The sequence below is a fragment of the Streptomyces sp. NBC_00102 genome, assembly GCF_026343115.1.
GTDB lineage: Bacteria > Actinomycetota > Actinomycetes > Streptomycetales > Streptomycetaceae > Streptomyces.
This window is the reverse complement of the sequence record NZ_JAPEMC010000001.1, coordinates 1,672,646-1,695,798: the sequence shown is the minus strand read 5'-3', so window position 1 is coordinate 1,695,798 and position 23,153 is coordinate 1,672,646. Positions and strand designations below refer to the sequence as shown.

The following is a 23,153-nucleotide window of genomic DNA, read 5'->3' as shown; positions in this document are numbered from 1 at the left end:
CAGAGGCCGAACCATCTTGCCGTGCCGCCCTCCGAAGGGACGAACGGATTTCCCCAAGCCGAGGTCAAGAAGCGGGCGTGGGGCTCACGACCGCCGTCAGTCCGTACCGTCCTCCGCGCCCGGCCCGTCGGACGCGAACGCCCCCGGGTGGATCTGCTCGCGCGTCGCCTCGTACTGCTGACGCACCGCCCGGCCCACCGGCAGCTCCTCGCCCGGCTCCAGCACCTGCGCCGACGCACCCTGCCAGGCCGGGGGAGTACCCGGGTCGAGCCGGCCCTGCGAGACCCCCAGCGCCCACGCCGCCTGCCGCGCCGCGCCCAGCGCCGCGTACTGCGCGGGCTGCGGCACGACGACCTGCGTACCGAAGACCGCCGGCGCCATCGCGCGCACCGCGGGCAGTTCGGCCGCCGCGCCCAGCAGGAACACCCGCCGCACCCGCACCCCGCGCCGGCGCAGCACGTCGAGCGCGTCGGCCAGCGAGCAGAGCATCCCCTCGAACGCGGCCCGCGCCAGGTGCTCCGGCTTCATCGACTCGCGCCGCAGCCCGCAGAGCGTGCCCGCCGCGTGCGGAAGCTGCGGGGTCCGCTCGCCCTCCAGGTACGGCAGCAGCACGAGACCGGAGGACCCGGGCGTCGACTTCAGCGCCAGCTCCGACAGTTCCTCCAGCCCTCCGTCCAGACCGAGCATGTCGGCGGTCCCGCGCAGGGCCCGTACCGCGTTGGAGGTGTGCACCACCGGCAGGTGCATCCCGGTCGCGTCGGCGAAGGAGGTGATCATCCCGCGCGGATCGGCCAGCGCCTCGTGGTGCACCGCCATCACGGACCCGGAGGCCCCCAGCGACACCACCGCGTCCCCGGCTGCGACCCCCAGCCCGAACGCCGCCGCCATCGTCTCGCCGGTACCGGCGGAGATCAGCAGCCCCTCGGGGGTCGTCCCGGCCGCGTCCGAGGGGCCCAGCACCTCGGGCAGCGCCGCCTGATGGCCGAGCGCCAGCTCCACGAGATCGGGCCGGTAGGACGACGTCCGCGCCGACCAGTACCCCGTACCCGAGGCCGCGCCCCGGTCGGTGGTCCGCCGCGCGGGACGGCCGAGCAACTGCCACACCAGCCAGTCGTGCGGCTGGAGCACGGCCGCCACACGCTTGGCGTTCTCCGGCTCGGTACGCGCCAGCCACCGCAGCTTCGCCACCGGCTGAGACGCCTGCGGTACGGCCCCGACCGCCTCGGCCCAGGGCTGTCGCCCGCCGAGCCCGTCGACCAGATCCGCCGCGGCGACCTGCGCCCGCCGGTCGTTGCCCACCAGCGCCGGACGGACGGGCGTGCCCTGCCGGTCCAGCGCCACCAGCCCGTGCTGCTGCGCGGCGACCCCGATGGCCTCGACGTTCTCCAGCAGCCCGCCGGCCGCCGCCTCACCGAGGGAGAGCAGCCAGGCCTGCGGATCGACCTCCACGGCCTTCGGCTCGACCGGATGCGCGGCGTACCCCTGCCGCAGCACGGCACCCGTGTCCGTGTCGCAGACGACGATGTGTGTGAAGGCGGCGGAACTGTCCAAGCCGGCGACTATGCCCATGTACGGATTCTGCCGCATCGCGTGGGCTCACCCGCAACCGCCTCGGGCCCCCGCGGTGTGCGGGGGCCCGAGGCGGTTGCGGGTGACGCGGGACGGGTCAGGTGTTGGTGGTGCCCCAGTCGTCCTCGACGCCGTTGTGTCCGGCGCGCTCCCGGAGCGACCGCACCCGGTCGGCCACCGAGGCGGGGACCCGGCCTTCGACCTTCTCGCCGACCTTCTCGCTCACCGAGTGGTACGCCTTCCCCGCGTACTCCCGGCCGCTCTGCGCGGCGGACTCCACGGTGTTCCGCACGGCAGGGTTCTCGGCGACCTGGCGGGCGGACTTCTTCAGCTGCTCGTAGCGCTCCCGGCCGGCCCGCGTGCCGAGCACGTAGCCGAGAGCGAGGCCGGCGATGAACGTGAGCCGGTACCGCATGGCAGTCACCCTTCGTTCTGCGTTCGCTGCGTGGGACGTTCGCTGCGTGGGACGTCTGCTCCCCGCCTACCCGGAGGCGCCCGAGATCACCCCGGGGCATACCGATTGGCGAAGCACCCCCCTGCTTGCGCTAATGTATGTGTCGCAGCGAGAGCGCGCCGCCCGGCAGTAGCCAGGCAGGTACGATTTCGAGGCAACGCAGCAATCCCCTGTAGCTCAATTGGCAGAGCAGCCGGCTGTTAACCGGCAGGTTACTGGTTCGAGTCCAGTCGGGGGAGCGCGGTCCCCTGTAGCTCAATTGGCAGAGCATTCGGCTGTTAACCGGAGGGTTACTGGTTCGAGTCCAGTCGGGGGAGCCAACGGAAGAGGACCCTTCGGGGTCCTCTTCCGCGTTTGTGACCCCGCGTGCGCCGCGACCGTGGCGCACGTCACTCGCCGACCGCCCCGAGCCCCTCCGGCACCTCTCCCGTGACACGTTCGGGTGGCTTTCCGGCCGCCCGGAACCGGGCAGCACGCAGCGCGGTCCTCAAGATCAAGCGAAGTCGACCAGCCGCAGCGAGAGATCGTATGACCGGCTATGCTGCGGCAGACGGCGCGCACACATGTACGCGCCACGCCGAAACGGGGCGGTAGCTCAGCCGGTTAGAGCAGCGGACTCATAATCCGTCGGCCGTGGGTTCGAGTCCCACCCGCCCCACCCAGCGTCCCCAGGCAGAATCGTTCTGACCTGGGGATTCGTGGTTCATGCGGCGGGTTTCCGTGCGGTACCAGCCGGTCGTGCGGTACGGCCCTCCGTCGCGGCGTGCCGACGCACCTCGGATGCGTCCGACCTGCCTGTGCGGCGGTCGCGCGGGACGGCGCGACGGTGCGTCATGCCCGTCAGGCGGCCACGGACTTCTTCTTGGCGTTCTTGTTCGCTGCCTTGGGTGCGAGCTGGGCGATGCGCTGGTGCGTGACGCCGAGCATGCGACCGGCCTTGGCCTGGGTCAGCCCGAGGCCCACGAGCGTCTTCGCTGCTCGTGTCATCGCCACACGGCGGCGCTTCTCCGCCTCCTGTACGGCGGCGTCGGCTTCCTCGGCCTCCCGTACGACCTCGAACATCACCGGGTCTGCCGGGACGAGGTCGACGGTGTAGACGGCCGGATCGTCCTCGACGTCCAGAACCAGACTGACCAGATCCCGGGCGTTCTCGTGGGCCTCGGTCCAGGTCAGGCCCTGTGTGACGTTCTGTTCTCCGTCCGGAAGGCCGTCGATGCTCACGACCCAGAAGCGTCCCTGACGCTCTGCTGTTGCCTTGTGCGTGGTCATTCGGTGCGCCCCTTATTTCGCTCGGTTCGGTGATGTGGAGACGGTTGGCCCGGGCGGCCGGGGCGCTTACGCACCCTCGGTCGTCCGGATGATCGAACTCAAGGGGGATTTGAGTTCTGCGGAAAGCGCCACCGAAGGCGGAGCCGTCGATGCCGGCCTTCCTGGTGTTCGGGCGCCGCCGCTTCGGGGGCGCATGTCATCATCTGAAGACATCACTTGATGACAATCTCGGGAGAGCATGCCCATGAACGCCCCTCGTGCCACCGCCGACCTGCGACAACGGGCGCTGGTCCCGGTACTGGTGTTCATCGGCACGGTGGTCGCGGTGATCAGCAGCCTCGGGGCTCCGCTGGTGCCGACCATCGCCGAGGTGGACCACGTCTCCCTGTCCGACGCACAGTGGTCGCTCACGGTCACCCTGCTCGTCGGCTCCATAGCCACCCCCGTGATGGGGCGCATGGGCGACGGCCCTCACCGGCGGCGGGTGGTGCTGGGGGCCCTCGTGACGGTGCTGGCCGGCAGCGTGCTGGCCGCGCTTCCCCTCGGCTTCGGGTTCCTGGTCACCGGACGCGGGATGCAGGGAGTGGGTCTCGGCCTCGTCCCGTTGGCCATCGCCACCGCGCGCGACGCCCTGCCGGGAGGGCGGTCGCGCTCCGCGGTGGCGATGCTCTCCATCACCACCGTGGCCGGCGTCGGACTCGGCTATCCGCTCACCGGACTGATCACCCAGACCATCGGCGTGCACGCCGCCTTCTGGTTCGGCGCCGTCATCAGCGGCCTCGCCCTGCTCGCCGCCGCGCTGGTCGTACCGCAGGCGGCCGGACGGGAGAAGCGACCCCTGGACGCCCCCGGCGCGGCCATGCTCGCCGTCGGACTGGCCTCGCTGCTGCTCGCGCTGAGCGAGGGCGAGGTCTGGGGCTGGACCTCGGCCCGGGTGGTGGGCCTGGTGCTCTTCGCGCTGCTGCTCCTGACCGGCTGGGGGTTCCATGAACTGCGCACCGCCCACCCCCTGGTGGACCTGCGTACGCTGCGCAACCGGTCGGTGCTGACCGCGAACGTCGCCGGCCTCATCGCGGGTGTGGCGATGTACATGATGATGTCGCTGATCACCCGGTTCGCTCAGACCCCGGCCTCCACCGGCTACGGCTTCGGCACGTCGGTGCTGGTGACCGGGCTGGTGCTGCTGCCCTTCTCGGCCGCCAGTGTGGCCTCCAACAAGCTGGTGCCGCTGCTGGTCCGGCGGACGTCCACGGGGGCGGTGCTGCCGATCGGGTGCGGGATCTCCCTGGTGTCGATGGTGCTGTTCCTGTGCGCCCGGGGCAGTCTGTGGGAGCTCTTCGTGGTCATGGGCGTCGCCGGACTCGGCGTCGGCTGCACCTTCGCCGTGATGCCCGGGCTGATCGTCAATGCCGTGCCCGCGCACGAGACCGGCAGCGCCATCAGCTTCAACCAGGTGGTGCGCACCATCGGTTACACGACCGGCAGCGTCGTCAGCGCGGTCGTCCTGGAGGCGCACACCGCCCCGGGCCGGATCCTGCCGACGGACAGCGGCTACCAGGCAGCCGCCTGGCTGGGCTGTGCGATCTGGGTGGTCGCCGGGATCGTTACGATCGTCCTGCCCGGACGGGCCGGGGCACGGGAGTCCGGGGCAACCGCCGGGACCGTGGACGAGGAACTGCTGATGGAAGAGAGCCTTGCGGACGCCGAGGGCGCCGAGGACAGTGTGACCGCGGTACCGGGCGGACCCGTCCGGTGAGCGAGGGCAGACGGCGGGACGCCGTCCGCAGCCGCCAGCTGCTGCTGGAGGCGGCTGCCGGCCTGTTCGCCGAACGTGGCTTCGACCGCAGCACCACGCGGGAGATCGGCGAGCGCGCCGGTGTGGATCCGGCCCTGATCGCCCGTTACTTCGGGGGCAAGGCGCAGCTCTACCTCGCGGTGCTCGACCTGGACCGTGCGGGGGCCCGGCCGGCCGACCTGCTGGAACCCGAGCGCAACCGCGGGCTGGTGAGCGGGGTGGATCTCCGCGGTCCGGGGCCGATCTTCCGTTCGGCGGTCGACCCGTTGAAGGAGCCGGGCGTTCGAGACGCCGCCCTGGAGCAGCTTCAGTGGCGTCTGGTGGACCCGTTGTGCGAGCGCTTCACCCGCGAGGGTCGGGACCGGCCTCGGTTGCGGGCGGAATTGGCGGTGGCGGCGTTCGTGGGCATCGTGCTCTGCCGCCACGGCGGCACCCTGGGAGCACTCGCCGGGGCCGACCCGGACGAACTCGTCCCTCTGGTGCTGGACATGCTCGGCCAGGGCTCCTGAGCCTCCGGCCCGGTCGTCCGCATACCTCGGCACGGTCCCCGGTACACCGTGGGACCAGTCACCCGTCCCGGCCCGCGCCGAGGAAGGCGAGCAGGCTGACCGGCGCCGGGCGCGCGTTGCCGACGGCGGCCTGGTGCAGGTCCCGTACGGTCCGCACCACGGCCCGGGTCACCACGTCGACGCCGGCCTTACGCTCGAAGAAGGCCCAGTCGCCGTGCGCGTTCATCTCCAGGAAGACCGGCTCGCCCCTGTCCCGGTCCCAAAGGAAGTCGAACGCCCCGAAGAGGACACCGGTCTCCCGGGCGATGGCGCGTGCCGCCGACGCCACGGCGGCCGGGGGCAGGACCTGACGTACCACCACCTCGTCCGGGCGGGTCCAGATGTCCTCGGGGTGCTCCTTGGCCACCTCGAAGGCGTGCACCTCGTCCCCGGCGAGGTAGACCCGGTACTCGGCGTCGTGCTCGACGTACTCCTGGAGCATCACCGGTGTGCCCCGGGGCAGGCCGGGCAGGCCGGCGAGCCGGTCCCGGTCCAGGACCTGCGGCAGGTACCAGTCGAGCCGTCCGGGCTCCGGCTCCGCGTAATGCCGGTCGAGGACCTTCAGCACGTACCGCTCGGCCGGGAGCAGCCCGGCCGCGTCCGCCGGGTCGGTGGTGACCAGCCCGCGCGGGACGCGTACACCGAGCGCCAGGGCCCGGGCCCGCTGCACCAGCTGCCCCGGATCGGCGGCGCCGACGGTGGCCGGGGAGGTGGCGGCCAGCTGCTGGGCCAGCGCGGTCCACGCGTCCCGGTACACCATCCGCCCCCCGGCCGGACCGCCCGGCGGTCCGGCCGGCGCGGCCCGCAGGGAATAGTGGCGCAGCCAGGTCACCGTGGGGGCGAACCGGTGCCCGTCCAGGGTCAGTACACCGTCCGGCCCGTGAACGGCCCGGACGCCCGCCAGGCCGTCCGCGTCGAGCCGGTGCACGGGCACCCCGATGCGGTGCAGCAGGGTGGACGCCTCGGTCGCCTCCCTGTCGTCCCGTCGGGTGAGCAGCAGCACGCACCGCTCAGCCATGGGTCGGGGCCAGCAGCGATTCCGCCATCTCCAGGAGCCGCAGGGCCTTGTCGGAACGGTTGCTCGGATCGGCGGCGCGCAGCCGGGTGAGCAGTTCGAGCCCGATGGCGGCCTGGTCGGCGAGGAGCCCGAGGAGTTCGACGTCCGCCATCTCCCGCGCGGCGCCGGCGCCCCTGTCCAGTACCTCCAGTACGCCCACGCATTCGTCGTCGCCGAACAGCGGTGCGGCCATGATGCTGTCGGGCACGTACCCGGTGGAAGCGGCGGCCTCGCCGGAGAAGTGCCGCGATTCGCGCAGGTCGTCGATGAGCATCGACTGGCCCGACGAGGCGACCCAGCCCGCGATGCCGGTCCCCGCCGGGAAACGCGTGCCGACGAGTTGGCCGTCGCCCTCACCGGCCACGGCCTCGAAGACCAGGTCGCCGGTCTCCGGATCGATGAGGAAGATCGAGGAGGCCGCGGCGCCGAAGGCATGGCGCGCGACTTCCACGATGGACTGCAGCAGGCGGCGCTCCACGGGCGTCGCGGCGTCAACGGGTTTCGTCATGCGCACCTCCAAGTCGACCGGTGGTGTTCCCGGCGCAGAGGAACAGCACCGTCTTGAGCTGGAACGGCGTGAGCCAGGGGTGCTTGCCGAGGATCAGCGCGCACAGGCCCGAGATGTGCGGAGCGGCGAAGCTGTTGCCGGTCGAGCGGATGGTGCCGCCACCGGGCCACGCCACGGGGACGCGCACACCGCGCGCGTGGAACTCCACGGGCGGCGCGGGGTTGTAGTAGTACGTCATCGGATCGTCCTCGTCGTGGCTCGCGACGGAGATCACCGAGGAGAACGACCAGGGATAGCTGGGTACCGGCCGGTTGTGCGCGGAGACGACGAGCGCGCACCGGCGGAAGTAGGCCCGGTCGACGAGCTCGTGGAGCTGCGCGGTCAGGGCCGGCCGGGTCGTCGCCAGGCTCAGGTTGATGACGTCGAAGTTCTGCTCGACGGCCCAGGAGAGCCCGGCGACGAGCGCCGGGCCGCTGCCCGTCTTGCCGTCGGTCAGCACCTGGACCGACGAGAGCGAGACCCCCGGTGCGAGGGACCGGATCACCCCGGCGCAGGCGGTGCCGTGTCCGGCGCGGTCGGTGGGCTCGCACGGCACCATCTCCACCTCGCCGTCCTCGGCCGTGACGGCCGTCATGGCGAGGTCGACCGGGCCGACCACCGGGTGGCCGCCCTCGATCCCGCTGTCCACGACGCACACCCGGACCCCGGAACCGTCGGATCCGCCCCACGCCCACTGGGGGGAGACCGATTCCAAGGGGACGGACGCGAACCTCTCACTCGCCTGCGCCCTCGTCACGCCCCAGGCCGGCACACCCGGCGTGTAGGGCCGCGCGGGCCGTCTCCAGGGTGGATCGCTCATCGGTTCTCCCCCGGTCCGGCCGCTCTCCACGCCCGTACCGTCCGGGCGGGGAGCACGGCCTCCTTCGCCGTCAGGGCGTCCAGCGCCCGCCCGGCGGCATGCCGGGCGCGCTCCGGTTCACCGGCGGCGTCCAGCACCCGGGCCGCCTCGAACCAGACGTCACCGATGAGGCAGGGGTCGTCGGTGCCGTCCAGGGCGGCGGTCGCCCGCTCGGCGTCCCCGACCGCGTCCTCGTACGCCCCGGCCCGCGCCCGGACCCGCGCCCGCAGCGCCAGCCGGACGGCCCGGGTACGGGTCTCCTCCGGCCGGTCCGCGGGCGGCCCGGCGAGCTCGGCCGCTTCCGGACCGGAGCCGTTTCCGGCGCAGAACCGCTCCCGGGCCGCGTACAGGCGCAGGGTTGCCGCCGTCCGCGTCTGCCCCAGAGCGGCGAGCCCGTCCGCCGCGGCCGTGTAGTGGCCGGCGGCCGGCAGGTGCGCCCCGGCGAGGGACTCGACGAACCCCGCCGTCTGGCCGGCCGCGAGCGTTCCGAGGGTCAGTGCCAGGTCGTCGCAGTGCCTGCGGACCAGCGCGATGTCCTCGCGGGCCGCGTCCACCCGGTCCGACAGGGCCAGATGCCGGGCCCTGGTGAGCAGGACCGGCACGAGCAGGCTCCGGTCGCCGTCGAACCGCCGGACCAACTCCTCGCAGAGGTCGATGGCCTGGGTGAGCGGGGTCGGCGACCACTGCGTCAGCTCACAGATCGACGCGAGGATGCGGTTCCCCTCATAGGTGTCGCCGAGCCCGCGCGCCCGGGAGAGCGCGTCGCGCATCGAGCCCTCCGCCGCGCCGACCCGGCCCTCGGCGAAGCTCCGCAGCGAGGACAGCTGGTGCAGCCTGCACCAGCTGAGGTCGTCCGCCGGACCGGGCACGGCATGTGCGGCACCCGGGGCGTACGGGGCGTCGGCGGGCTCCGCTCCGCCCGAGCGCAGAGCGATCAGCTGCCGCAGGATGGCGCAGGTTTCGCGGGTCGGAACGTCGTCCCCGTTCCTGCGCTCCGCCTCCGCCACGGCCTGCCGGGCGCTGTCCCAACGGCCCAGCGCGGCATACACGTCGGTGATGCGGGCGGCGAGCACCCGGTGCTGGGGGTCGCCGTCCGGAGTGAGACCGCGCCCGCGTTCCATCAGCGAGACGGCCGCGGGCAGGTCCCGGCGGTGCAGCGCCCGGTACCCGGTGGCCACCAGGGCGCGGGCAGCGCGCCCGGTCAGCGCGGGCAGCCCGGGATCGCCCGGATCGGCCTCGGACAGCAGGCGGCACGCGGACTCCAGGCGGTGGGCGAGGTCGCTCTCCGCGGCCGGGCCCGGTGGACGGCTTTCGAGCCGGTCCGCGAGCACGGTGTGCCAGGCCGCGCGCCGGGCCTTGGAGGTCATCTCGTACAACGTGTCCCGGGCCAGCGCGCGGGTGAACCGGTACGTGCCGGGCGGGCCGGACAGGTGGATCACCCGGGAGCGCAGCAGCCTGGCCAAGGCGTCGTCGAGGACTCCGCCCGCCAGCGCCGGCTCGTCCGCGGCGAGTGCGCGCACGTCCTCGACGGTGAACGACCCGCCCACCCCCGCCGCTCGTTCCAGTACGGCCCGGTCGGTAGCGGGCAGCCGGTCCAGCCAGGCCGTCAACAGGACCCGGATGGACGTGGGAACGCCCTGGTCCACGGCCCGTGGGCCGGCCAGGTTCTCCAGGAGCAGTTCGGCGAAGAGCGGGTTGCCGTCGCACTCCCGCACGACCCGGGCCAGGTCGTCCTCGGTGGCGACCGCATCCTGCGCGGCGACCTCCGCCCGGTCCGCGAGCAGTCCCACCAGCCGTTCGGTCTGCGCGGGCGGCAGCGCGTCGAGACTCAGGGCGAGGTCCCCGGCCGGCACCGCGTCCGTCTCGGCGCGCGCCACGCGGACGACCAGCAGCGGGGTGTCCCGGGCGCCTTTGCCGAAATCGGCGACCATGTCGGAGAGGGTCGGCTGCGCCCACTGGAAGTCCTCCAGGACCAGGATCACCGGGGCGTGGCGGCCCAGGGCCTCCAGGAGCCGCCGGAACGCCCACCCGATCTCGTCGACGCTCACCGGGAGCCCGCTCTCGGTGCGGATGCCGAGGGCGACGGCGAGGGCGGTGACGGCGCGGTCCGCGCTCGGGCGCAGCGTCTCCAGCGCCCCTCGCGCTTCCTCCCAGCCGCCGGGCAGCGACCAGACCGCCTCGGCCAGCGGGCGGTGGGCGAGTCCGGCACCGTACGCCTGGCAGCCGGCCCGCAGGACGACGGCATCCTCCCCGGCGCGGCCCAGGAACTCCCGCACCAGGCGCGACTTGCCGATGCCCGGGGGACCGGCGACCGTGGCGAGGAGGCTGCGGCGCTCGGCCCGTATGTCCGCGAACTCGTCCAGAAGAAGCCGTAGTTCGACGTCGCGCCCGACAAGCGGGACCAGGTCCTCCCGGCTCGCCGCGTCGAGGACGGACAGGACCCGCCGGGCGGCGACCGGTTCGCGTTTGCCCCTCACCCGCAGCGGTGCGACGGCCTCCATACGGACCCGGCCGCCGACCAGGCGGGCCGTCTCCTCACCGATGAGGATCTCGTGCGGCTCGGCGTGCGACTGGAGGCGGGCGGCGGTGTGCACGACGTCCCCGACCACCCTGGCCGCGCCGCCGAGAGCCCCCGCCACCACGGCCTCTCCCGAAGCGATTCCGCAGTGGGTGTCCAGCGACACCCCCGCACCGGACCCTTGGGCACCGGTCCCCATGGCCGTCACGGCCTCCCGGACGGCGCACGCCGCCCGGACCGCGTGCAGCGCGTCGTCCTCATGGGTGACGAACGCCCCGAAGACGGCCATCACGGCGTCGCCGATGAACTTCTCGACCACGCCCCCGTGTTCGGTGACCGCCGTCGTGCAGGCCCGGTAGTACCGGTCCATCGTGCGCCGCAGCGCTTCGGGGTCCAGGGTCTCGGCGAGCACCGTCGAGCCGACGAGGTCGACGAAGAGCGCCGTGACGATTCTGCGGCTGTCCGACGACGGTGCCCCCACGACGACCGGTGTGCCGCACTCCGGGCAGAACCGGGCTCCGTCCGGCACCGTGGCACGGCAACCGCCGCACCGTGCGGCGCCGTTCACAGGAGCTTGAGGTCCTGTCCTTCCACCTCACCGGACACCGCTTCCAGCCGTTCCTTGACGGCGTTGAGGACCTGGACCTCGTGCTCGCTGAGCGCCGAGAGGACCGAGCGCTGCTCGACCGCCAGCAGGTCCACCGGGTGGCCGGCCTCACGTAGTGCGTGCAGGGCGTCGAAGGACATGGCGACCGGTACCTCGTTCCCGTAGTGCGGCCAGTCGCGAGGGGCGCCGGCCGATCCGATGGAGCGCTCCGCGACCGTCACCGCCGCGAGGGTGCCGACGGCACCGGGGACCTCCTGCCGCTTCCGCTCGTCCGCGGGCAGCGGCGGCCAGATCCCCTGGACCAGAACACCCTGCGCGTACAGTCGCGCAATCATTTCCGTACGATTCGACGCGCCCGTTCTTCGGAGCATGTTGCATAAGTGAGCCGCCACGGTGTGCGGGCTGATGCACAGAGCCTCGGCGATATCCCGGTTCGAGGAGCCGGCGGCCACGAGCGAAGCAATCAAAATCTCACGCCTGGTCAAACCCTTTACCCCTCACTTCGGTGAGCGAAGCGGTGGCCGGCAGAGAAATGCCGTACTCCTGGGCATGAGAGTAGCTGCGGGTCATGCTCCCGACAAGCGCGCCTCAAGCGGACCACAAGCCACCGGATTCATAGTCATTCGAGGGATGTGGAGCCCGGGTGCGCCGGAGCAGCCTTGCCGTTGCACCAGTCCGTGACCGTCTCCATGAAGGAGTGACCCATGTCGCAAGCACCCCTCGACGCGTTGCGCAGCGCCGGCACCCCGGTCGACCTGCTGTCGGAGTCCGAGCGCGATGTCTTCAGCGCCCTCAGCCCGGACGAGGTCGCCGTCCTCGGCTCCATCCAGGCCCGGCTCAACGCCGTGTCGGCCGCGGTCGAGGGCCAGGTGAACGACAACCAGGTCAACGTCCTCTGCTGATTCCCGACCCGGTGGGTCCGGCGGCACCTGCCGCCGGACCCACCGGACCGCCGTGCGCCCGGACACCCAGTTGGAGCGTGATGATGGACCAAGTCAGCAGATACCTGGTGCTGAGCGACCGTGCGTACGCCGACACCACCGGCGTCCCGGTCCGGCTCGCCTACAGCACCCGCACCGCGAGCACCGTCGCGGTGGACCTCCCCACCGCGCGGGCACTGGAGGCCGGCGACGCCGGCGCGCTCACCCCGGCGTGGACCGGCGCCCTGCGAGCGGCCCAGTTGCTCGTACCGGCCGGCGAGGACGAGCTGTCCGCCGTGCTCGACCGCAACCGACGGGCTTCGGCGGAGCGTTCGGCCGTGCACATCGCCCTCCTGCCGACCTCCTACTGCAACATGGGGTGCGCCTACTGCGGGCAGGAGCACACCCGGGGCGGGCTGACCCACACCCACCGCAGCCGGGTCCGCGACCGCGTGCTGCGCGCCGTGAACGCCCCGGAGACCCGCAGCGCCCGCATCGACTGGTTCGGGGCCGAGCCGATGATGGGCTACGCGGTCATCCGTGACCTCGCCCCCCGGTTCGTCGCCGCCGCCGCCGAGCGCGGGGTCGCCTACTCCTCGGTGATCGTCACCAACGGCTCCCTCCTCACCCCGAAGAAAATCAACACGCTCATCCACGACTGCGGGGTCACCCATTTCGAGATCACGATCGACGGGCCGCCGGACATACACAATGAACACCGGCCACTGAAAAGCGGACGCGGATCTTTCTGGAACATCGTGCGCGCCGTGCGTTCCGTACTCGACGAACCGGATCTTGGCCCCACCCATTTCTCGTTCCGGACGAATGTAGATGTACACAACCAGGACTCCGTACCCCGCTATATCGAGCTGATGGCGGAGTTGGGTTTCAGCCACCCCCGCGTGTCCTTCTCGATCTTTCCCGTCCACTCGTGGGGGAACGACGTATCGGCGATCGAGGTGTCCAAGCACGAGTTCGCCGCACGCGAGACGGGGTGGCTCCGGCTGCTCGCGGAGCACGGGCTGCACACGCAGCTGATGCCGACCACCGCACGGAAGGTCCTCTGCCCCGCCACGACCCGCTCGTCCGAGATCATCAGCAGCACCGGCAACATCTTCTCGTGCAGCGAGTACCCCCTGGTCCCCGAGGCCGAGCGCAGTCTCCCGCTGATACACATCGACCGGGCGGGCACCGAACCGGTCCGGCCGCTGGGCCCCTTCGACGGCTGGAACGACGAGATCGCCGAGGGCACCACCTGGTGCAAGGGCTGCGTCTTCATGCCCACCTGCGGCGGCGCCTGCCCCAAGGCCTGGCAGGAGGGCCATCCGCCCTGCCCCAGCTACAAGTACAACGTCCAGGACAGGCTCGATCTCGCCGCCGCCCAAGTCGGCCTGGGCGAGGCGGCCGGTGAGCCCGCCGGAGCCCGGTGATGACGGTGGAGACCGGCCCGGACTCCCCTCGCCGGCTGCTCATCGGGGTGTGCGGCTCCGGCAACGTACTCGCCGTTCCGCAGTACCTCATGGCCCTGCGCACCGGCCTCGGACCCGGCGTCGAGATCCGCATGGCCATGACCCGCTCCGCAGCCGTGCTCGTCCCGGCCGCCACCATGCGTCTGCTGTGCCGGGACGTGTACTGCGACGGCGAGGACGAACTGACGACCGGTCATGTCGCCCCCGCCGTCTGGGCGGACCGGTTCGTCGTCCTGCCCGCCACCGCCAACATGCTCGGCCAGGCCGCCAACGGACTCGCCTCCGGACTCCTCAGCTCGGCACTCCTCGCCCATGAGCGCCCGGTGCTGTTCTTCCCGAGCATGAACAGCCTGATGTGGGAGCGTCCCGCCGTCCGCCGGAACGTGGACCGGCTGCGCGCCGACGGCCACGCCGTGGTGGACCCGGTGCCCGCTCCCGCCTGGCAGATCTCCTCCGGCGACGTACGCAAGAACCTCGGGCTGCCGCCGCCACCCACCGTGACCGCGGTGATCCGCGAGTTCCTGGACCTGGACGTAGGCCGTGTCTGACGAATCCCGTCGGGCGGGCGGCCGTGAACGGTCAACGGCCCGCCAAGGGCTGTCCCGCAATCCCTGGTGGGTGCGCGACGACAGCTACGGCACCTCGCCGCGTTGTCGGAACGTCCCCATACATCCAGTACGCGGACGCTCCTCCGCCTTGCGATGCACCGCATCCGATGCCGCGCACTGATCCACCACGGATTACGGGACAGCCCTCAGGCGGCTGAGCACCGGCACCAGCACGAGGAGGACACGTGGCACCGGCCAGACAGAGGCTCCGTACGGCACTGACGAGCGGACCGATGTCGGTGCGCGGCTTCCGGCTGCTGCTCGCCGGGCAGCTCTCCTCCACGGTCGGCGACTACTGCTACGCCGTGGCGCTGCCGTGGCTGATTCTCTCCGGTGACGGCGGCCCCGTCCTGCTCGGCACGGTCCTGGCCTGCTACGGCATCCCCCGCGTCGTCACCATTCCGCTGGGCGGCGTGGTGGCCGACCGGATCGGCGGCCGGCGGGTGATGCTCGTGGCCGACCTGGTGCGGGCCGTGGCCGTGGGCATCCTCGCGGTGCTCGCCTCGACCGGGACACCGACCCTGGCCCAGCTCGCGCCCATCGCCGTCGTCCTGGGCGCCTGCTCCGGGGTCTTCATTCCCGCCTCGTACACCCTTCTGCCCGCCCTGCTGCCCAAGGAGGACCTGGGCCGGGGCAACGCCCTGTCGACCATGGTCAACCAGGTCGGCGGACTCCTCGGGCCGACGGCGGGCGGCGCCCTGGTGGCCGCCTTCGACGCGGGCCCGGCGCTCACGGTCGACGCCGCGTCCTTCCTCGTGTCGGCGCTGGTGCTCGCCCGGATACGCTCCGGCGCGGACGCGGACGCGCCGCGGCAGGACGGGCCCGCGGGCGCCGAAGAGCCCCCGGCCCGCGAGACGTCCTTCGTCGAACTGCTGCGCCACGGACGGCTGTTGCACGTCGTCCTGGTGGTGGCACTCGTCTGCAACCTTGCCTTCAACGGCACGATCGAGGTGGCCCTGCCCGAACTGGCCCACCAGGGTATGGGGGCCACCGGCTACGGCGTCCTGCTGACCTGTCTGAGCCTGGGCGGTCTGGCCGGATCGCTGGTGGCCGCCCGCAGTCGGCCGGCCGAGTCGCCCGCCTATCTCTTCGCGGCCCTGGCGGTCGTCATGGGCATCGCCCTGAGCGCCGTCCCGTACGCCGGGGGACTGGTCGGCGCCGCGGTGTGCGTGTGCGTCTACGCGCTGGCCAGCGGCTGGCAGAACATCGTCGTGGTGACGCTGCTCCAGGTCTGGGCCCCTCCGGCACTCATCGGCAGGGTCATGAGCCTGGTCATGCTGGCCGTCATGGGCACCTTCCCGGTCTCCGTGGCCGTCGCCGGCTTCGGGGTCCGCCACCTCGGCGCGGCCCCGTTCTTCCCGGTGGCGGGCGCGGCCATCGCCCTGTCCGTACTGGGCGCGCTCACCCAGCGCGCCTTCCGCGACCACCGCTCCGGAACCGAGTACGCCCCATCGGCCCCCGTACCGCCGGGGGCCCCGGCGAGCGGCGCCGCATCCGGCGTGCCGGCCGCCCGTGCCACGCATCCACGGCAGGACAACAGTCAGGAGTCACAGCGATGAGCGTGTTCGTCCCGTTGGGCATGCCACGGTTCGAGGGGGAGCCCAACCACGGCCGGCGGCCGGGCCGGGGCACCGGCAACACCGCCTACCTGCTGGTCAACCCGCCGGTGACCGACCCGACGACCGCCTACCACTCGATCCCGTACCTCGTGGGCGCCGCCCGCGAGGCCGGCCACACCGAGTACGCCTGTGTGGACGCCAACCTCGACGCTTTCACCTACCTCGCCGACCCCGAGCGCTTCGGCGCGACGCTCGCCGCGGCCCGGCTCGCCCGCGCCGAGATCGAGGCCAGGTCCGCCGCCCCGCGCCGGCACGACGAGATCCGTTACCGGCAGGCGCTGGCCGCCGAGGGCCTGAGCGCCACCTCGGCCCGCGACGCGATCGGCGTGTTCCAGGACCCCGAGCACTTCTACCACCCCCCGACCTACGCCCAGGCGGTCGCGGTGATGAGCCGGTGGTGGGACCTGATCGCCCTGGAGATGCCGCCCGGCGCGGCGGACGGCTTCTCGATGCGGGTGAAGTCCGCCGTCAACCTGTGCAGTACGGCGGACCTGTCCGACCCGGCGATCCCGGCGGCCGTCGCCCGCCCCTTCGAGGGGTACTTCGCCGACGAGTTCGTCCCGAAACTGCGCGAACGCCCCTGGGCGGTGGTGGGCCTGTCGGTCAACTACACCAGCCAGCTGCCCGTCGCCCTGAGGATGGCCCGCCTGATCCGCACCGTGCTGCCCGACACGGTGATCGTCTTCGGCGGCACCGAGGTCGGCGACGTGGTCAAGTACGCCCCGGACCCCGCGTCCCCGTGGCGGATCTTCCAGGACGCCGACCTCATCGTCCCCGGCGAGGGCGAGACCGCCCTCATCGGCATCCTCGACGCGGTCGGCAACGGCGCGGTCCGGGGCGGCGACGCCTTCGAGGCCATCGGCGGCGTGATGACCAGGAGCCGGCCGGAACCCGACATCGCGTACAGCGATGTGGCGGCGCTCGCCTCCCCCGCGTACGACGTGTGGGACTGGGAGCGCTACTGGGCACCCGAGCCGGTGATCCTCTACAGCCCGACCCGGGGCTGCTACTGGAACAAGTGCACCTTCTGCGACTACGGCCTCAACACCGACCGGCCGACCTCGCCGTCACGTGAACGCCCTGTCGCCGCCGTACTGGAGGACCTGCGGGAGGCGAGCCGCCACGGCAGGACCCTGTACTTCGCGGTGGACGCCATGTCCCCCCGCTATCTGCGCACCCTCGCCGCCGCTCTCGTGGAATCGACGCTGGACCTGCGGTGGTCCGCCGAGCTGCGGCTGGAACGCACGTTCCCCAAGCGTGCCGTGGGTGAACTCCTCGCGGCCTCCGGCTGCGTCGCGATCTCCTTCGGCTACGAGTCCGGCGCCCAGCGGATCCTCGACCTCATCGACAAGGGGGTCGGGATCGACGTCGTCCCCGACGTCCTGGCCGAGCTGGCACGCAACGGCATCGCCGCCCAGATGATGGGCTTCACCGGCTTCCCCACCGAGACCCGGGCGGAGGCGCTGGCGACGTACGAGTTCCTCCAGCACCACGAGAAGCTGTGGACCACCTCGGGCATCGGGGTGTTCGCACTGACGCCCGGTTCCATCGTGGCCAAGGACCCCGGGCGTTTCGCGATCGATCTGCTGCCGCTGTCCGCCTCCGACGACATCCGGCGCTACGTGCCCTGGCGGGACCGGGAGACCGGCGAGGTCCACTGGCCGGTGGGGGAGGACCCGCGGATACCCCGCGAGTACAGCACCGGAAACCGCAGGACCAGCTTCGACCGCCCCTTCCTCGGCGGCATCGACTCCGCGCACACTCTGCTGTACTTCGCGCGTTTCGGCCGCGGACTGCTGCCCGAGGAGCCCGAGGGGACCAGCCGCGAGAAGGAGCCCCGTGTCCGCCTGGTCGAGGAGCCGGTGGTGAGGGTCCCGTTCGCCTCCGTCGACGAACTGACCGGTGTCGACGAGCTGATGGCGGAGGTGAGCCGCAGGAGCAGGGCGCACCTCGACACCACGTCCGGCGCGTACGAGGAATGGCTCGACGGCCCCGGCACGGCCCGCCCCGGGGCCTGCGGCGTCCTGGTCATGGCCAACGGCGGCCTCGTCGAGGTGCCCGCCGGGGTGGACTTCGGCACGGACAACGCCATGACCCGCGCCCTGCGCGTCATGCTCGCGACGCAGGCCCGGGTCTGAGGACACCCGGGGTGACCGGGGCGGGCTCATGGGAACGCCCGGCGTCTTGGACCCGGGGAAACCGGGTTTCCGTGATCCGCGAAACTCCTCGTGAGGGGCTGGGTCCGGACCCCGGGTGACCACGTCGGCAGGGCCCGGACCGCGCGTCGCGGTCCGGGCCCTGCCGACGTGGTGCCGCCCCGCAGTGGGGCGTCAGCTCTGTGCGGTGTCGTCGTTCGCCTGCGCGGTGGCGCCCTCGGCCGCTGCTGCCTTCTCGCGCATCTTGCGTACCAGCTCCGCCTTCTGGTCGGCGGCGCCCTGGCGGTCGAGGTTGCGGTGCGGGCCGTTGTTCTGGCGCTCGGCGCGGGACTGCCTCTTGCGCTGGCCGCCGCCCTGGCCGACGGGGTTGTTGATGTTCTTGCTCACGGTCACGGGTTCTCCCGGAATGATGAAGGGGGTGAAGTGGTCTACGGATTCTTCGGTGCGGACGCGTCGGTGGGGGACGGGCGCGGCGACGTCGGGGCACGTCAGCGGGGGTCCGTCACACTCTCACTCGTACATCGGCGGCCGGAAGAACATGGGCACGACGTTACCCGGTTCCGCCGGACGCGCACACCAGACCTCTCGCCGTCCCGAGCCGGCCCGGCAGGCGGCGGGGGCCGGGGCGGTCACCGGTTCCGGGGCACGACGCGCCAGGTGTTCCGTCCACGGGTGAGGGGGGCCAGAAGCGGGGCCGGAAGCCGGTGCCCCGCGGTAGCGCGGCGGCGGTCGTCCGGCGCTGTCGCGGCCGCCCGGCGCGTACCACGGTCGTGGTAGGCGCCGTGGAGGTCCACCGTGACGGTGGTAGCCCGACTCCGTTCCTGCGGATGACCGCCGAGGGGCGATCCGCGGGGAGACTGGTGGTGTCGGAGACGGGCGTCGCGGGCGGCGCACACGGATTGCGGGGAGCGGCGGATGAAGAAGTGGGTACGGCCACTGGCCGGAGCGGTGTTGCTCGTCGTGGGAGTGATCTGGTCGCTCCAGGGTTCCGGTGCCATCGACAACAGCAAGGTGATGTCCGGCGAGTCCCAGTGGCTCCTCATCGGCCTGGTCGTCGCCGTCGTCGGTCTGACGCTCCTGGTCGGCGGCCTCCGGAAGCTGCGGGCCGGCCGGCGATGAGCCCGGACGACGCGGGCAGCCCGGCCCCGGAGCGCGGCGGTGAGGAGCGGCCCGTCGGGCGGCGGATCATCCTCGGCGCACTGGGGCTCGGCGCCCTGGGCGTGGCCGTGGGCGCGCCCCTGCAGCGCGGGCTCGACAACACGCTCGCCTCGGTGGCGAGCAAGGACCCCACCGGCCTCTTCTCGGTGCTGCCCGGCGCCGGCGGTTTCCGCTTCTACTCCGTCGTCGACGAGATCCCGCACCGCTCCGCCGAGGACTACCGGCTGACCGTGGACGGGCTGGTGGACCGCCCCGGCTCGTACACCCTGGACGAGCTGACGGCCATGCCGAGCACCCGCCTGGTGCGGGACGTGCAGTGCGTCACCGGCTGGCGGGTCCCCCACACGCCCTTCACCGGGGTGCGGCTCTCCCATCTCCTCGACGTCTGCGGGGTGCGGCCCGAGGGCGCCGCGGTGCGGTTCACCTGTTTCGACGGCGTCTACTCCGAGAGCCTCACCCTGGACCAGGCGCGCCGGAGCGACATGCTGGTCGCCCACCGGATGAACGACGAGCCGCTGACCGCCGCCCACGGTGGACCGGTGCGCCTGTACGCCGCCCCCATGTACTTCTACAAGTCGGCCAAGTGGCTGTCCGGTATCACCGTCACCGACCATGTGCAGCCGGGCTACTGGGAGCACTTCGGTTACGACGTGGACGGCTGGGTCGGCAAGTCGAACGGACGCGATGATGTCCCTACCGGCTGAACGGCCCGACCTGATCGCGCGGTTCACCACCGCCGAACGCTGGATCCACCGGTGCACGGCCGCGCTGGTCGGGACCGCTCTCGTCACCGCCGCCTTCCTCTACCTGCCGATGCTGGCCGAACTCGTCGGAAGACGGCGGCTGTTGGTGACCGTGCACGAGTGGGCGGGCATCGCCATGCCCGTCCCGCTCGCGGCCGGGCTGGTCTCGCGGGCGTTCCGCGCCGACCTGGGCCGGCTGAACCGGTTCGGCCCCCACGACCGGGGCTGGGTACGCGCCCGCCTGCGCGGGTGGCCCACTGAGGCGGGGAAGTTCAACGCCGGGCAGAAGCTGTACGCGAACGGCCTCGCCGGAGCCCTGCTCGTCATGATCGGCACGGGGCTCCTGATGTGGTTCACCGGGCTCGCGCCCCTCGTGTGGCGCACCGGCGCGACCTTCGTCCACGACTGGCTGGCACTGCTCGTCGCGGTTCTGGTCCTCGGCCACATCCGGATGGCCGTCCGGGACGCGCAGGCCCGCAGAGGGCTGCGCACCGGGAAGGTCACCCGGGCCTGGGCGCGCCACCACCACCCCCTGTGGGAGGAGGAGAACCCGGCGCCCGCGGTGCACCGGGAGCCCTGACGCACCCCGGTGCCGCGGGTGCCGGGGCGGGAACTATCCTGCGCCCACCGCACCCATGACGACGTACGGGACATGGGGCCCGGTACAGAGGAGAGGACACGAGGGAGGGGCATGACACCGGTCACGGGCATGGGGGCGGCGGTGAGGAGACTCGCCGGCCGTCCGGCCCGGCATCCCTTCGCCGTGGACGCCGTGGCCGTGGTCTGCTGCGTGCTGATCACCGGACCGGTCATGATGCTGACGTCCCAGCACGGGCAGGCCGGTCTCCGCCCGGCCGGAGCGGTGTCCGCGCTCTGCAGCCTGCTGGTGCTGGGCGCCCACCGATGGCCGCGCGCGACGGTGTGGGCCACTGCGGCGACCAGCGTGGTGCTCCTCGCCCTGGTCCCCGACATGCCCCCGCCTCCCGCCCCCGCGGTTGCCGCGCTCTTCCTGCTCGCGGCCCGGACGGACCGCCGGACCGCCGTACGCACCAGTGTGGCGGTGGGCCTCGCCATGACCGTCGCCGCGTTCGCCGTACGCCCCGGGCTGTCGGCCGTGGAGTCCAACCTCGCGCTCCTCGCCTGGACCCAACTGCCCACCGCCGTCGGGGACGCGGTACGCAGCCGGCGCGAACTGCTCGTCTCCTACCAGGAACGCGCGGAGTACGCCGAGGCGACCCGGGACGAAGAGGCACGCCGGCGCGTGGTCGCCGAGCGGATGCGCCTCGCCCGGGAGCTGCACGACGTCGTGACCCACCACCTCACCCTGGTCAACGCGCAGGCCGGAGTGGCGGCCCACCTGGTCCGCCAGGACGCCGAGCTCGCGGAGCGGGCCCTCGGACAGATCCACGACACCAGCAGGGCTGCGCTCGACGAACTACGCGCGGTCGTCGGCCTGTTGCGCCAGACGGACGACTCCGACCAGCCGCTGGCCCCGGCGCCCGGACTGCGCGACCTGCCGGCCCTGCTGGACTCGTTCCGCCATGCCGGCCTCCGGGTGGAAGCCCGGCACGACGGGCCGCCGGCCACCCTTCCGCCCCTCGCCGACCTGGCCGCCTACCGGGTGGTCCAGGAGGCGATGACCAACGCGCGCAAGCACGTCGTCGACGCCCGGGTCTCCGTGGCCGTCGCCGTCCACCCGACCCACCTGGAAGTCTCCGTCACCGACGACGGGGGCACCGGCCCGGGGCAGGGGCCCGGCACGGGCCTGGGGCTGATCAGCCTCACGGAACGCGTACGCGCCACGGGGGGAACCCTGCGTACGGGCCCCCGGAAGTCCGGCGGCTTCGGCGTCCACGCGCTCCTGCCCCTCGGTTCGAACGGCCTTCCGCAGGCCACCGGCTCCCCGGAGAGCGCATGAGTGTCCGCGTACTGCTCGCCGACGACCAGGCGCTGCTCCGGGGTACCTTCCGCATCCTGCTGGAGGCAACCCCCGGCATCGAGGTCGTCGGCGAGGCGAGCGACGGGGCGGACGCCGTGGACCAGGTCCGGCGCCGGCCCACGGACGTGGTCGTGATGGACATCCGCATGCCCGGCCTCGACGGGATCGAAGCGACCCGGATCATCACCGCCGACAAGGACCTCGCCGGGGTGCGCGTACTCGTCCTGACCACCTTCGAGACCGACGAGCACGTGGCGGAGGCACTGCGGGCGGGCGCGAGCGGATTCGTCGGCAAGGGCATCCACCCGCAGGAACTGATCGACGCCATCAGGACGGTCGCCGCGGGTGACGCACTGCTGTCGCCGGTGGCGACCCGGTCACTGATCCAGCGCTTCCTCGCCCGTACACCCCCGGCGCGGAGCGCGCCGACGCTGGAGACCCTGACCGGGCGGGAGCGCGAGGTGGTGATGCTGGCCGCCACGGGGCTGTCCAACGACGAGATCGCGGATCACCTCGGCATCTCCGTCCTCACGGCGAAGACCCATGTGAACCGGGCCATGGTGAAGCTGGGAGCGCGGGACCGGGCACACCTGGTCATCGCCGCCTACGAGGGCGGCCTGGTCCACCCCGCACGCTGAACGGCCCCGGGCGACAGGCCCTCGCCGCAGGGCGGGGGTCACTCACAGGCCGCTGACTTGTCCACGGCCTCGGTGTAGCTGTTGATCAGGCTCTTCATGACAGTTTTGTCGTCGATGCCGGAGTCGAGGACCTGGATGATCGCGAAGAGGGCCAGATCCGGGTGCTCCGACGATGTGCACGAATCGGTCTTGCCCACGCCGGCCTTGCCGGCCCAGACGAACCGGGAGTCGTCCGTCGTTTCCCCGCCGTCCGTGTAGGCGTACGCCGCTGAGACCGTCACTCCGGTCTCCCCTTTTCCCCACCATGCCTGAGTGAGGCGCAGGGCCGCCGTGCCGTCCACGGACACGACGCAGCGGGTCGTCCCGCCGTTCGGCTTCGAGACCGCCGACGAGAGGGAATCTCCTCCGGGCAGCGCGGCTTTCACCTGTGCGGGGTCGACCGTGACCCCGCAGAGCGAGGTGGGCACGGTGTAGTTTTTCGCGGCCGGTTCGTCGTTGCCGGAGCAAGCGGACAGGGTGGAGGCGAGCACGGCGGCGGCGGACAGGGTTACGGCCGTGCGGATGAGCCGGTGGTGGGCGAGAGTTCCATGGACGGACAACGCGAGATGCCTTTCGGGGTTCGGACGGGGACGGCGTGGTGGGCGCCGTCCCCGGGCTTTCGATCGGGTGTCCGTTCAGGC

General features: G+C 72.4%; 22 protein-coding genes, 3 tRNA genes and 1 pseudogene. 15 read left to right on the top strand and 11 right to left on the bottom strand.

Annotated features, from left to right (window positions below):
* Positions 1-96: 96 nt before the first annotated feature.
* Together OHA55_RS07570 and OHA55_RS07565 are read right to left on the bottom strand one after the other, a co-directional pair.
* Positions 97-1,569 carry an FGGY family carbohydrate kinase gene (locus OHA55_RS07570; protein WP_266704009.1) on the bottom strand — a complete coding sequence of 491 codons (1,473 nt, stop codon included), beginning with the start codon at positions 1,567-1,569 and terminating at the stop codon, positions 97-99.
* A gap of 97 nt (positions 1,570-1,666) precedes the next feature.
* On the bottom strand, positions 1,667-1,984 hold the full coding sequence (locus OHA55_RS07565) for a YtxH domain-containing protein (protein WP_266704007.1): 318 nt from the start codon (positions 1,982-1,984) through the stop codon (positions 1,667-1,669).
* Between the two features lie 205 nt (positions 1,985-2,189).
* Between OHA55_RS07565 and OHA55_RS07560 the strand changes: the two genes are divergently transcribed.
* From OHA55_RS07560 to OHA55_RS07550, 3 genes are all read left to right on the top strand, one after another.
* Positions 2,190-2,262 (top strand) — tRNA-Asn (locus OHA55_RS07560).
* A gap of 5 nt (positions 2,263-2,267) precedes the next feature.
* A tRNA-Asn gene (locus OHA55_RS07555) sits at positions 2,268-2,343 on the top strand.
* A 264-nt stretch (positions 2,344-2,607) separates the two neighbouring features.
* Positions 2,608-2,681, top strand: a tRNA-Ile gene (locus OHA55_RS07550).
* 182 nt (positions 2,682-2,863) lie between these two features.
* Here OHA55_RS07550 and OHA55_RS07545 read toward each other — a convergent pair.
* The gene (locus tag OHA55_RS07545) at positions 2,864-3,292 is read right to left on the bottom strand and encodes a type II toxin-antitoxin system HicB family antitoxin (protein ID WP_266704005.1); all 429 of its coding nucleotides are present in this window, start codon (positions 3,290-3,292) and stop codon (positions 2,864-2,866) included.
* A 244-nt stretch (positions 3,293-3,536) separates the two neighbouring features.
* Here OHA55_RS07545 and OHA55_RS07540 point away from each other — a divergent pair, with 244 nt between their 5' ends.
* Entirely contained in the window at positions 3,537-5,048 is a 1,512-nt protein-coding gene (locus OHA55_RS07540; RefSeq protein WP_266704003.1) for an MFS transporter, read from the top strand.
* The gene (locus OHA55_RS07535) at positions 5,045-5,596 is read left to right on the top strand and encodes a TetR/AcrR family transcriptional regulator (RefSeq protein ID WP_266704001.1); all 552 of its coding nucleotides are present in this window, start codon (positions 5,045-5,047) and stop codon (positions 5,594-5,596) included. Before OHA55_RS07540 ends, OHA55_RS07535 begins: the two co-directional genes overlap by 4 nt.
* Before the next feature lie 58 nt (positions 5,597-5,654).
* On the opposite strand, the gene OHA55_RS07530 is transcribed toward OHA55_RS07535, so the two are convergent.
* The 6 genes and pseudogenes from OHA55_RS07530 to OHA55_RS07505 form a co-directional block, all read right to left on the bottom strand.
* Positions 5,655-6,653 carry a hypothetical protein gene (locus OHA55_RS07530; RefSeq protein WP_266703999.1) on the bottom strand — a complete coding sequence of 333 codons (999 nt, stop codon included), beginning with the start codon at positions 6,651-6,653 and terminating at the stop codon, positions 5,655-5,657.
* Positions 6,646-7,200, bottom strand: a complete 555-nt coding sequence (locus OHA55_RS07525) for a GAF domain-containing protein (protein ID WP_266703997.1) — start codon at positions 7,198-7,200, stop codon at positions 6,646-6,648. The genes OHA55_RS07530 and OHA55_RS07525 overlap by 8 nt, the downstream gene beginning before the upstream one ends.
* Entirely contained in the window at positions 7,184-8,059 is an 876-nt protein-coding gene (locus OHA55_RS07520) for a S8 family serine peptidase (RefSeq protein ID WP_266703995.1), read from the bottom strand. Before OHA55_RS07520 ends, OHA55_RS07525 begins: the two co-directional genes overlap by 17 nt.
* On the bottom strand, positions 8,056-11,145 hold the full coding sequence (locus OHA55_RS07515) for an adenylate/guanylate cyclase domain-containing protein (RefSeq protein ID WP_266703993.1): 3,090 nt from the start codon (positions 11,143-11,145) through the stop codon (positions 8,056-8,058). Before OHA55_RS07515 ends, OHA55_RS07520 begins: the two co-directional genes overlap by 4 nt.
* Positions 11,146-11,180: 35 nt before the next feature.
* The gene (locus tag OHA55_RS07510) at positions 11,181-11,558 is read right to left on the bottom strand and encodes an aroma-sacti cluster domain-containing protein (RefSeq protein ID WP_266710465.1); all 378 of its coding nucleotides are present in this window, start codon (positions 11,556-11,558) and stop codon (positions 11,181-11,183) included.
* A gap of 3 nt (positions 11,559-11,561) precedes the next feature.
* Positions 11,562-11,708: pseudogene (locus tag OHA55_RS07505) on the bottom strand (response regulator transcription factor); the annotation flags it as partial.
* A gap of 219 nt (positions 11,709-11,927) precedes the next feature.
* Between OHA55_RS07505 and OHA55_RS07500 the strand changes: the two are divergent.
* The 5 genes from OHA55_RS07500 to OHA55_RS07480 all read left to right on the top strand — a co-directional run bounded on the left by OHA55_RS07500 (position 11,928) and on the right by OHA55_RS07480 (position 17,977).
* On the top strand, positions 11,928-12,125 hold the full coding sequence (locus tag OHA55_RS07500; protein WP_266703991.1) for an aroma-sacti cluster domain-containing protein: 198 nt from the start codon (positions 11,928-11,930) through the stop codon (positions 12,123-12,125).
* 83 nt (positions 12,126-12,208) lie between these two features.
* Positions 12,209-13,573 (top strand): radical SAM protein, encoded by a 1,365-nt coding sequence (locus OHA55_RS07495; RefSeq protein WP_266703989.1) that lies wholly within the window; start codon positions 12,209-12,211, stop codon positions 13,571-13,573.
* Positions 13,573-14,160, top strand: coding sequence for a flavoprotein (locus tag OHA55_RS07490; protein ID WP_266703987.1), 588 nt, complete (start codon positions 13,573-13,575; stop codon positions 14,158-14,160). The genes OHA55_RS07495 and OHA55_RS07490 overlap by 1 nt, the downstream gene beginning before the upstream one ends.
* 245 nt (positions 14,161-14,405) lie before the next feature.
* Positions 14,406-15,779, top strand: coding sequence for an MFS transporter (locus OHA55_RS07485; protein ID WP_266703985.1), 1,374 nt, complete (start codon positions 14,406-14,408; stop codon positions 15,777-15,779).
* A complete protein-coding gene (locus OHA55_RS07480) occupies positions 15,776-17,977 on the top strand; it encodes a radical SAM protein (RefSeq protein WP_266703983.1) in 2,202 nt (733 codons plus the stop codon). Before OHA55_RS07485 ends, OHA55_RS07480 begins: the two co-directional genes overlap by 4 nt.
* Before the next feature lie 192 nt (positions 17,978-18,169).
* Here the strand turns inward: OHA55_RS07480 and OHA55_RS07475 are convergent, their stop codons facing one another.
* Positions 18,170-18,388, bottom strand: coding sequence for a DUF6243 family protein (locus OHA55_RS07475; RefSeq protein WP_266703981.1), 219 nt, complete (start codon positions 18,386-18,388; stop codon positions 18,170-18,172).
* A gap of 522 nt (positions 18,389-18,910) precedes the next feature.
* Between OHA55_RS07475 and OHA55_RS07470 the strand changes: the two genes are divergently transcribed.
* The 5 genes from OHA55_RS07470 (at position 18,911) to OHA55_RS07450 (ending at position 22,473) form a co-directional block, all read left to right on the top strand.
* Entirely contained in the window at positions 18,911-19,114 is a 204-nt protein-coding gene (locus OHA55_RS07470; RefSeq protein WP_266703979.1) for a hypothetical protein, read from the top strand.
* Complete coding sequence (locus tag OHA55_RS07465; RefSeq protein WP_266703977.1) at positions 19,111-19,857, top strand: molybdopterin-dependent oxidoreductase; 747 nt, start codon at positions 19,111-19,113, stop codon at positions 19,855-19,857. The genes OHA55_RS07470 and OHA55_RS07465 overlap by 4 nt, the downstream gene beginning before the upstream one ends.
* On the top strand, positions 19,841-20,476 hold the full coding sequence (locus OHA55_RS07460; protein WP_266703975.1) for a cytochrome b/b6 domain-containing protein: 636 nt from the start codon (positions 19,841-19,843) through the stop codon (positions 20,474-20,476). Before OHA55_RS07465 ends, OHA55_RS07460 begins: the two co-directional genes overlap by 17 nt.
* A gap of 111 nt (positions 20,477-20,587) precedes the next feature.
* A complete protein-coding gene (locus tag OHA55_RS07455) occupies positions 20,588-21,814 on the top strand; it encodes a sensor histidine kinase (protein ID WP_266703973.1) in 1,227 nt (408 codons plus the stop codon).
* A complete protein-coding gene (locus OHA55_RS07450; protein ID WP_266703971.1) occupies positions 21,811-22,473 on the top strand; it encodes a response regulator transcription factor in 663 nt (220 codons plus the stop codon). The genes OHA55_RS07455 and OHA55_RS07450 overlap by 4 nt, the downstream gene beginning before the upstream one ends.
* 38 nt (positions 22,474-22,511) lie before the next feature.
* Here the strand turns inward: OHA55_RS07450 and OHA55_RS07445 are convergent, their stop codons facing one another.
* Positions 22,512-23,072 (bottom strand): hypothetical protein, encoded by a 561-nt coding sequence (locus OHA55_RS07445; protein WP_266703969.1) that lies wholly within the window; start codon positions 23,070-23,072, stop codon positions 22,512-22,514.
* Between the last annotated feature and the right edge of the window lie 81 nt (positions 23,073-23,153).